At 41.3% G+C, this 8444-nt stretch carries 8 protein-coding genes and 1 tRNA gene; 3 read left to right on the top strand and 6 right to left on the bottom strand.

Annotated features, from left to right (window positions below):
* Positions 1–1045: 1045 nt before the first annotated feature.
* Complete coding sequence (gene mobC, locus ACEW8S_RS09200) at positions 1046–1429, top strand: plasmid mobilization relaxosome protein MobC (protein WP_373517859.1); 384 nt, start codon at positions 1046–1048, stop codon at positions 1427–1429.
* A 2-nt stretch (positions 1430–1431) separates the two neighbouring features.
* A complete protein-coding gene (locus ACEW8S_RS09195) occupies positions 1432–3717 on the top strand; it encodes a relaxase/mobilization nuclease domain-containing protein (RefSeq protein ID WP_373517858.1) in 2286 nt (761 codons plus the stop codon).
* 150 nt (positions 3718–3867) lie between these two features.
* On the opposite strand, the gene ACEW8S_RS09190 is transcribed toward ACEW8S_RS09195, so the two are convergent.
* From ACEW8S_RS09190 to ACEW8S_RS09180, 3 genes are all read right to left on the bottom strand, one after another.
* Positions 3868–4728 carry a hypothetical protein gene (locus tag ACEW8S_RS09190; RefSeq protein ID WP_373517857.1) on the bottom strand — a complete coding sequence of 287 codons (861 nt, stop codon included), beginning with the start codon at positions 4726–4728 and terminating at the stop codon, positions 3868–3870.
* Complete coding sequence (locus ACEW8S_RS09185) at positions 4700–5701, bottom strand: type IV toxin-antitoxin system AbiEi family antitoxin (protein ID WP_373517856.1); 1002 nt, start codon at positions 5699–5701, stop codon at positions 4700–4702. Before ACEW8S_RS09185 ends, ACEW8S_RS09190 begins: the two co-directional genes overlap by 29 nt.
* Before the next feature lie 145 nt (positions 5702–5846).
* Positions 5847–7061, bottom strand: coding sequence for a phage integrase SAM-like domain-containing protein (locus ACEW8S_RS09180; RefSeq protein ID WP_373517855.1), 1215 nt, complete (start codon positions 7059–7061; stop codon positions 5847–5849).
* A gap of 115 nt (positions 7062–7176) precedes the next feature.
* On the opposite strand from ACEW8S_RS09180, the gene ACEW8S_RS09175 reads away from it, so the two are divergent.
* Positions 7177–7248 (top strand) — tRNA-Pro (locus ACEW8S_RS09175).
* A gap of 398 nt (positions 7249–7646) precedes the next feature.
* On the opposite strand, the gene ACEW8S_RS09170 is transcribed toward ACEW8S_RS09175, so the two are convergent.
* The 3 genes from ACEW8S_RS09170 to ACEW8S_RS09160 form a co-directional block, all read right to left on the bottom strand.
* On the bottom strand, positions 7647–7844 hold the full coding sequence (locus tag ACEW8S_RS09170; protein ID WP_373517854.1) for a hypothetical protein: 198 nt from the start codon (positions 7842–7844) through the stop codon (positions 7647–7649).
* An 11-nt stretch (positions 7845–7855) separates the two neighbouring features.
* Positions 7856–8227, bottom strand: coding sequence for a type II toxin-antitoxin system HigA family antitoxin (locus ACEW8S_RS09165; protein WP_373517853.1), 372 nt, complete (start codon positions 8225–8227; stop codon positions 7856–7858).
* 33 nt (positions 8228–8260) lie between these two features.
* The coding region (locus ACEW8S_RS09160) for a hypothetical protein (RefSeq protein ID WP_373517852.1) at positions 8261–8444 on the bottom strand (184 nt) is incomplete at its 5' end.

Here is an 8444-nt window from a genome sequence, read left to right as displayed (position 1 = left end):
CAGAATTGAATTTTACGACCAATTTGATAACATACGCAAAAGAATAAAATTTTTGTGACGGCTATTTAAATCGTTCCGAGATATTATCGAAACTTTAAATATAGTGGGATGTAATTAATCCCACATTAAATTGAACTTTCTGTAAACCTGTTCTTAAATATTATTGCCAAACCCCTTCGAAAGCCGGGCAAAACTTCCGCTCCGAGCCAAACTGTACGGGCAAACTGCGCCTATCCGTCCGGGTAGTCGCCCCATTCCTGTCTTGCCCTGGCTCCTAGCGGCCACTCAAAAGCTAAACCGTCCTAAAAGACAGCTTGACCTTTTTTCTCACTTCCCACGAGTATCGTATGTTTAGCAAACCCTCATCGGTTTATTTTTGAGGTAAAAAATGTGGGTTTAAAATCTATTCATTAGCTATGGATACCTTGGAAATTATCAAGGGAAATCGCCAAGAGCCCTATTTTACTGGATTTTACTCGAATAATTAATTAGCTAAGTAATTAATTATCTAAGGAATTAGATATACATACAAGTATACACTGATAAAGAGAATTCCACGAGATTTCTTGGAAGGATTTTATAGAGAAACTTTAAAACCGGAGAGTTCCGGAATGATTATTCCCCGACTCCCTAAAGGCGGAAGTCGGGCAAAGCTTCCGCCCCGATCCTGCACATCCGGACAAGCTGCACCTATACGCTTGGGAAGTCTCTCCTTCTAGTTTTGCCCGACCTCCTCGGCCGCGCAAAAGAACAAGCGGCATTTCCGCCGCTTGTTCTTTTCTCCCCCTAACCACAAAAAACTTGGATATTTCCATGATTCCTAAATTTTTTAAACACCATATTAGACCAGATAAATCTTGTATCTGTATCCATTTGTATTTATATGTTTCTATATGATTTTACGACTTAAAATATTGATAATAAGTTATTTATATTCAAAATTCATTACCTATATTTATCCACAAAGGTGGATAGCAAGTGATGTTTCGCGCACCGCAAAACGCCTACTTCTGACGAAGTGAAAACAGTTAAAACCGGGTCGAAAATGGCAATCAATAAAGGTGGCAGAAAACGTTTGGGCGATAGGAAGCGGGAGCATGCCATAACGCTGAGGTTCAATGGTGCGGAACTGGAAAAAATAAGGACCATTCTGGAATCCTATAATCTTGATTTCGGAAAAAGGGGAACGGTCGGCCCTTTCCTAAGAAAGCTCATACTGAATAAGAAAACTACAAAGGAAAAACGGATCCCCGATGGCATCTCCAACCTCAGTTACCAGATCAACAGGATAGGCACCAACATCAACCAACTCGTCAAGGTCGCCAATTACAAGAACATGCGAAGCCCGAACGCAGACCTCGAACGGGAATTGGAAAAGGCCAGTCAATTGATGCTCGAATTGATAGAAACGATCAACACCAAAAACTAAGAATGATAGCAAGGGTACTTTATCGGAACAATGTACAGGGCGTGCTGGACTACGTATCGGGCAAGGCGAAAAGCACCGTACTCGGTTTCCGGAACACCTATTCCGATACCGACACGGACATGAAGTTTTTCGGTAGGGTACTATACCATCTCGGCAATCGCCACGGTTCCAAAAAGCGGTACGCACACATCTCTTTGAATCTTCCCCGTGGCGAAAACTTGAACGACAAGGACTTTTTCGAACTCTCGCAAAAATATATGGAACACATGGGCTATGGCGAACAGCCCTATGTCGTAATCCGTCATCACGATACCAAACATGAGCATGTACATATTGTTTCGTCCACAATAAAGGAAGACTGTTTACAGATCAACCTCTCCAACGATATCAGAAGGAGCATAGCGACCCAGAAATACCTTGAAAAAGAGTTCGGGCTTTCCCCATCGCCGGATACAAAACAGACCAGGGAACTCCCGAAATATGAAATGCCCGAATTCCGAAACCGTGACATCAACGGGGTCAGGTTCTATATACAGGACATCACAAACAACACTTTGCAGAAGTACAAGGTGCGAAGTTTCAGGGAACTGGCCGCACATCTCAAAGACCATCACATTGAGCTAAGGACGGTCGACCGAAATGGCAGAGTAGGCTTATCGTACGGCGTATCCGTTAAGGATGGCTACAGGTCAAGGTTCATTAACGGCTATACCGTCCATCCACAATTGAGCGGCCCAAAACTGCAAAAGGTGTTCGAGCGTAACCAAAGCTCAAAACTGTTGCCGATGGTCAAAAAGCGGTTGGAAAAACAGTTGCGTACCGCCTACGGACTTTTCAGGACGATAAACCCCGAACATTTACCCGATATCCTGAAAGCACATCAAAAACTGGATTGCAAGGTAGAATATGATGAGGAAGGGAAAGCCGTGGACTTTACCGTTTATGACAAATCGGGATATGCCCTCAAGAGCGGGGAGATAGCGAACAATATAGGAATCCTACAAAACCCCGAACTGTTCGGGAACGGATATACCCAAATGTACGCGGAAAGCGAACAACTGCGACTGGAGATCCGACGGTGTATCAAGGAAGCCTACCGGAGCACCTATCAAGATTCAGGCAGCAAGACCCTTTTTTCGGAACATATCGATAGGATATCTATTAAAGCAATAGTAATTGAAATGGCCAAATCGGAACGCTTTCTATTTCTCAAGAAGTATCTGCAAACCGACAACCGAAAACTGGGCAAACTGATACAAGCGCAATTCGATATCGTGAAGGACAAGCTTTACATGTCGGAGTCGGCCAGGGAAGAACATGATTTAAAGGCAAAGGCCGAAATCATAGAACAGGTCATGGGCAAAGAACTTTTCGATACCGTTAAGCAGAAAAGAGTCCTTTTCGAGCTCTTGCACAGCCTCGGAGTCAAATATGGCAGGGGCAATCTTAGATACGCGAATTCTTCCCGACATAAGGTCAAACTGGATATCGGGCATGTGCAGCTACCCGTTCAAATGGACGTTTATGCTTCCCCGGGCTTTGTCAAAGAAAATGAAAAGGTTTTGGACGGACTTTTGAACGATAGAACGGCAAAAGAAATCGGCCTAAGCCCGACGGCGATATTCCTGCCGTTGATGTTCCCGAACCTCTATTCGGCCATGGCCCTGCCATATAGGCAAAAGTTTGAAAGGCTGAGCCTAAGGGCCTATCATAAATACGCCGAACGCATGCAGGTATCCTTGGAGAAGTCCCCGAACGACTACGTACGGTTTTTCAATGCCAAAGGCTTCCGATTTGAAAGAAGGGAAGGGAGGCTACATATCCGTTCGATTTATTCCGAGTCTTCGGTCGGCGTTCCGCTTGCACCAAAAGCGCAGGCCTATCTGGAATCATCGGGCGACCTGAACAAGATTTTAGTAAACCAATCAGAAATTTTGGAGGACATCGGAAACCACGGGCGGGACAATTTGAAAAGTCTCTGGTCCGGATATCTGATAGAGCGGGGGCAGTATAAAAAAGCGGCCTATCTGTTCGTGTTGGACGGGGTCAGGCCCAATGTCCCATTGGAGATACTGGAACATCATATGGAAAACGGATTTAGGGAAATACTGCATACCGTTTCCAAAAAACAGATGGACCGGAAACAATCCCGTCTCCTTCGAAAGGGTGCTTATGCCTTGGGCAATCTTTTGCGAAGTAAAGACCTGAAAGAGGAAGAGGTTTTCAACGGCTTTAAGGATGAAATGACCGATTTTTCTAAATACAAGGGTAGGGGACTTTCGATGTAGGATTTAAAAGAACTGATTCGGTCATAGAATTTGGCGCCCTATCGGGCGCTTTTTTGTGGATAGGGGAAGGAAGAAAAACGGAAAACTAGCCTTAAAATGGGATAGCAAAAAATCGACATAGCCTCTAAAATCCTCAATTTGGAATTTTGATCAACGGTCTTGAAAACCGAGCCGTATTTCCGATAAAGGTTTTAGACTTTCTTCAACCGAAGTGTTGGCCAATTTTGCCATAATCTTTGCAATTTCGCTTGTATTGACATCTAAAGTATTTTTGTCCAGAAGTTTTGTAATCCGGTCATAAAGTTTTTCGTTCCTGGCAGCAATTTTTTTCATCTCCCGACCCATTACACGTGCGGCGATTAGATGGAGTCCAAAATCATCGTTGCCAAATAGGTCCGAATGATGCTCGTAAATCTGGTCGGTGTACATTTCAAAAAAATGGAATAGGATGGTCATGATATCCTTTAAATCGCCACTCCGCATTTCGGGACGATCTTCCCATGCAATGAGCTTTAGAATAACAATTCCGGGCAAGGTGCAGAACTTGAAGCGATGTTCCCCTTCCAATTCTACCTCGGGCAGTCCGCTGTCATAGATTTCCTTGAATCCGGGCATATTCAAACTGGTAAGGCCCGTACCTTCAACACTTACCTTGGCATTCTCATCTTCTATGTTTCCGAAGGGAAGTAAATCGACTTGCATTTTTCCCTGCCACAACAGCACAAAATTATTCCCTTTGGAAGGTTGGAAGTGTTCGATTTCAACGAGGTAACGCTTTAAACTTTCATATATATCCTTACCTTCTATGAAGATTGCAAAATCGATATCTTTCGTAATCCGGCTGGTCGGAATCTCATTGATTGCTGTCATCCATAGGTCACGGGCCACCGCACCGACCAGATAAAAATCGACATGGAATTTTTTAAAACCGCGCTCCAAAGCCGCCAACATTTCCGAGAAGTCAGTGCGTTGGTAAAATTGATCAAAATTGATTTTGTAGATGCTCATCATATATTTTTTCTGCGGTTTCCGTACACCGCCTATCCCCTTTCATCATGAGATCGGCGTAGGCGAGCAGCGGATTCACCACATTATTTTCCTTGGTATTCTCCTTCCAGAATTTTTCGTAGATTTTGACATTTCCTCCTTCATCGGGAACAAGCCTATAGTTCTTCATCAATTCATTTCTCGGTTCGGCGGTGTATAGTGTCAATTCCTCGGGACGTAGGTAATTGGTATAAATATCCCCGGCGGGTTCGCCACCCCAGAGCGTTTCTCCCTGTTTTAGTTGGATGCCTTTCCAATTAAAAAAATTAACATTATCCACAAAACGGTATGTACCAATTACCAAGTTCGGTTTCAACTGTTTTTCGTAGGCCATGATCCATTTTTCAAGGAGCTTTTTTTTATTTTCCATTATATAGGTGTCCTTCGTAAGCGGAATGAGGAAACCTTCATCCTTTAGGCCATTGAAGATGTTAGTGATGTTGCCGATACCTGTATCCGTCCGTTCTGCTATTTCACGATAGGTCTTGTTGACCCATGTATCGTCCAATAGGAATAGGTAAACTACCTTCAGCCCGGTTTTGGTAAATGCCCTGTTGGTAGTTTTGTGTTTGATCGCAATGGGTTCATTGGCATCCAGCCAAAGGAAGATTCCTTTTTCGTTGAGGTAAATATTTCCGTTCGCCTCAAGGTAGGCGATGTTTCTGCTGCGGAGCTCTTGTTTTATTTTGGGGAATATAGTTTGCGCTATAATCATAAACGGATGATAATCCTTGGCGAACGCCTCAAGCTTTGGCAGATGAATATTTCTTAGTTCCTTTTTTATTGCTATAACAAACTTGATAGTGCGGTGGTTTAACGTGAGGTCTATCGTACCGTCCAAGACTTTATTTTGCCCGTTATCTAACCAATTAGCTTCGATTTGTCCGGTTTTCTGAAGGTTGGTTAGTGCGTATTGTACAATTTCCTTGCGATTCATTGTTCATTTTTAAATATCGTTCACGAAAACGTGAACACATAAATATTATGAACAAATGTACATCATTTTTTCCAATTGAAAGAATATCGGCAGTATATTAGCTCGATAGGCTCTATTAAAGAAGCATTTTTTTAATCCAGGAAATCTAAATCTCCAATCTTTCCTGGTATTCGTCCATGATGTGGGTGGGGAGATTCTTGATATATATTTCAGTTGTTTGAAGATCGCTATGCCCGAGCATTTTGCTCAGTGCGTTTATAGGCACGTCTTTTAAGATAAGATTGGTAGCCATTGAATGACGCGAAACATAGCTGGTCAAGTTCTCTTCAATGTTGCAAAGATTTGCAATTTCTTTCAATCGCCGATTGTACTTAATCCGTGCATTACGAATATCCCGGTGCTGTTCCAATAATTTGGACCGTTTCACTATGGGAAAGATAAAATCGTCTTTATTCTTTCCCTCTAAATAAGTATCCAAAATTGGAGAAAGCTGCTGCGTTATCTTAATATCATAGGGTTTTGCGGTTTTTTGTCTTTTGTAGTGAATTCGTCCATCAATAATATTTCCAACCTTTAGGAAAGCCATGTCGATAAAGGAAACCCCGTTCAAAAGATAGGATGCTATAAAATAATTTCTAGAATCGAATAAGGGAGTGCCGACTTCTAATTCTAAATCCAGAATCCGTTTTATTTTTTCCCTGGAAATTGCTCGTTTGGCGGTTGGTTCGGACTTGATTTTGTATTGCGTGAAAGGATACCTGTCCCGAGCGACCAATCCCTGAGTGATCGCTTTATTGTAAATTGCCCGAATAGTGCGCATGTAAACGGAAAGCCCATTAATACTATTGCCTTTTTTTAAGTGATACGTTTCAAATCGATTCAGATACGTAATTGTGATTTCTTCAAAACGTAAGCTTTTTGTGCGATTAAATGTTTTTAGGACATTATAAACCTGCTTATAGGCACGTGCATTACCAAATCGTTTTGCCTCCATCATACTATCAATCAACTGCTGGGTATAATCTAAAAAGGAAACCTTGATGGTGGATTTTGTTAGGATTGATTTTAGCTCTCTGAGACTTAGTCCCTCTAAACGTCCGTCCTCTTCCAACGAATTGATTCCATCCATCAGGTCGGTTTTCTTTTTTGAAAGAAGGTTATTGAGACGGGTTACCGATGAAACGCCTGTATAGTTTCTTTTGACTTCCCGGTTCTTCTCGTTCCAGTATTCCGGCGGGACATTAAAGCCTGTTGCTATTGCCGTAGTTTTGCGATGATGGCTTAGCCTAAAAATAACAGGGCAAGTTCGATCTTTGCGCTTGCGCCTAGTGTCCAGCGAGAGTGTCAGGCTTGTTTTCATATAATGAAGATACAAAAAATTTGCACTCAATTTGCACGCAGAATCACATTTAATATGGTCTCATATGAATCTATATTAAAATTAAATTACTGTTATTCAATCATTTAAATATTTATTGGTTGTTTTTAAACCATAAAAACCGTGCTTTGGGAGCAGGAGGTCGCAGGTTCGAATCCTGCCACCCCGACAATTAAGGTGTCAAACGACACCAAAACATAGCTAATCTTATGAAAAATCAAGGATTTTCATTTTTCTTGAGATCATAAGATTAGCTTTAATATCAAATGAAATGTTACCTATTCGGTTACCCGATTGATTACCGAAATTTTTACTACTTTAGTAATACTTTAGATTTGACTTTCGCAGCGATTTGACTCATCTTATTGTTTGCAATACCATTACATGAAAAAATCCTTGCTATAGGGCTTATTAGTGATTTTTCGTATATTTCTTATTGCTTTACTGAGTTGGGGTCACTTCCCGATGCAGTAAGTAACGGCTTTATATTTTACAGGGGTTTTGGCGATTTGAGACACAAACGAGAGACAAACGCCAAAAACGAGGTGCAAACTTGTATAATTTTCACTAGAATTCAACGGATTTCCAACCATTTTTTGCGTCGTTCACATCTAAAACTCCTCTTTCGATAGAATCCTTAAAAAGGGCAATAGTAGGATCCCCACAGTCGCACTTGTCGGTATGGCCACAATAACACAGCACATCTCCAAATTCATCTTTACTCTGCTTTCTCAGTTTTAACCAGTTTTTAAATTTCTCTTCCATGGTTATAGAATCTAATGCAAAATAATATCACTATCAATATTCAATTTTTGATGTAAAGCCTTGGCCACCTTCAAAGTAATTTCTCCTTTACCGTTCAAATAATCACTTATCCTAGATGTGCTTGTATTAAGAAGTACGGCTAAATCTTCTCTTTTAAGCCCCATTTCAAACATGCGTAGTTCAATCATTTCTTGTACAGTAGGTAAACCGATGGGGAAATGGATTTCTTCGTATTGTTCGATGATGTCGCTAATCTTTATGAGCTCTTTTGCCAAGGGATCATCCAATGGTGTATTGTCATCGACAATATCTATTAATTCTTCTAAACGAAGGCTCGCTTTGACGTATTGTTTGTGAGTTATAAAGTTAAATTTAGGAATCATCTGGCTAAAATATACAATTTGTCCAAGTAGGCTTTAGTAAAGTTTTTCTTCTAAGGAATCCCTCCATTGAATAAAACCCTTTCTATCATCAGAATAATCATGGAGAATTCGGCTAAAACTTACAGGTTGAGATTCCAAATAAGACTCCCTGCCCTGATTTCTAATCATATTCAATGACGAATCTACAGAAGCTAAATGTTCCTTTAAGATCGAGCTA

The sequence above is a fragment of the Pricia sp. genome, assembly GCF_041745955.1.
In the GTDB taxonomy this organism is placed as follows: Bacteria; Bacteroidota; Bacteroidia; order Flavobacteriales; family Flavobacteriaceae; genus Pricia.
This window is presented reverse-complemented; position numbering and strand designations above follow the sequence as displayed.

Coding starts and splice junctions, on each gene's coding strand:
- ACEW8S_RS09170 (WP_373517854.1), bottom strand. CDS start 7,844: ATGGAAGAGAAATTTAAAAACTGGTTAAAACTGAGAAAGCAGAGTAAA.
- ACEW8S_RS09180 (WP_373517855.1), bottom strand. CDS start 7,061: ATGAAAACAAGCCTGACACTCTCGCTGGACACTAGGCGCAAGCGCAAA.
- ACEW8S_RS09165 (WP_373517853.1), bottom strand. CDS start 8,227: ATGATTCCTAAATTTAACTTTATAACTCACAAACAATACGTCAAAGCG.
- mobC (WP_373517859.1), top strand. CDS start 1,046: ATGGCAATCAATAAAGGTGGCAGAAAACGTTTGGGCGATAGGAAGCGG.
- ACEW8S_RS09185 (WP_373517856.1), bottom strand. CDS start 5,701: ATGAATCGCAAGGAAATTGTACAATACGCACTAACCAACCTTCAGAAA.
- ACEW8S_RS09195 (WP_373517858.1), top strand. CDS start 1,432: ATGATAGCAAGGGTACTTTATCGGAACAATGTACAGGGCGTGCTGGAC.
- ACEW8S_RS09190 (WP_373517857.1), bottom strand. CDS start 4,728: ATGATGAGCATCTACAAAATCAATTTTGATCAATTTTACCAACGCACT.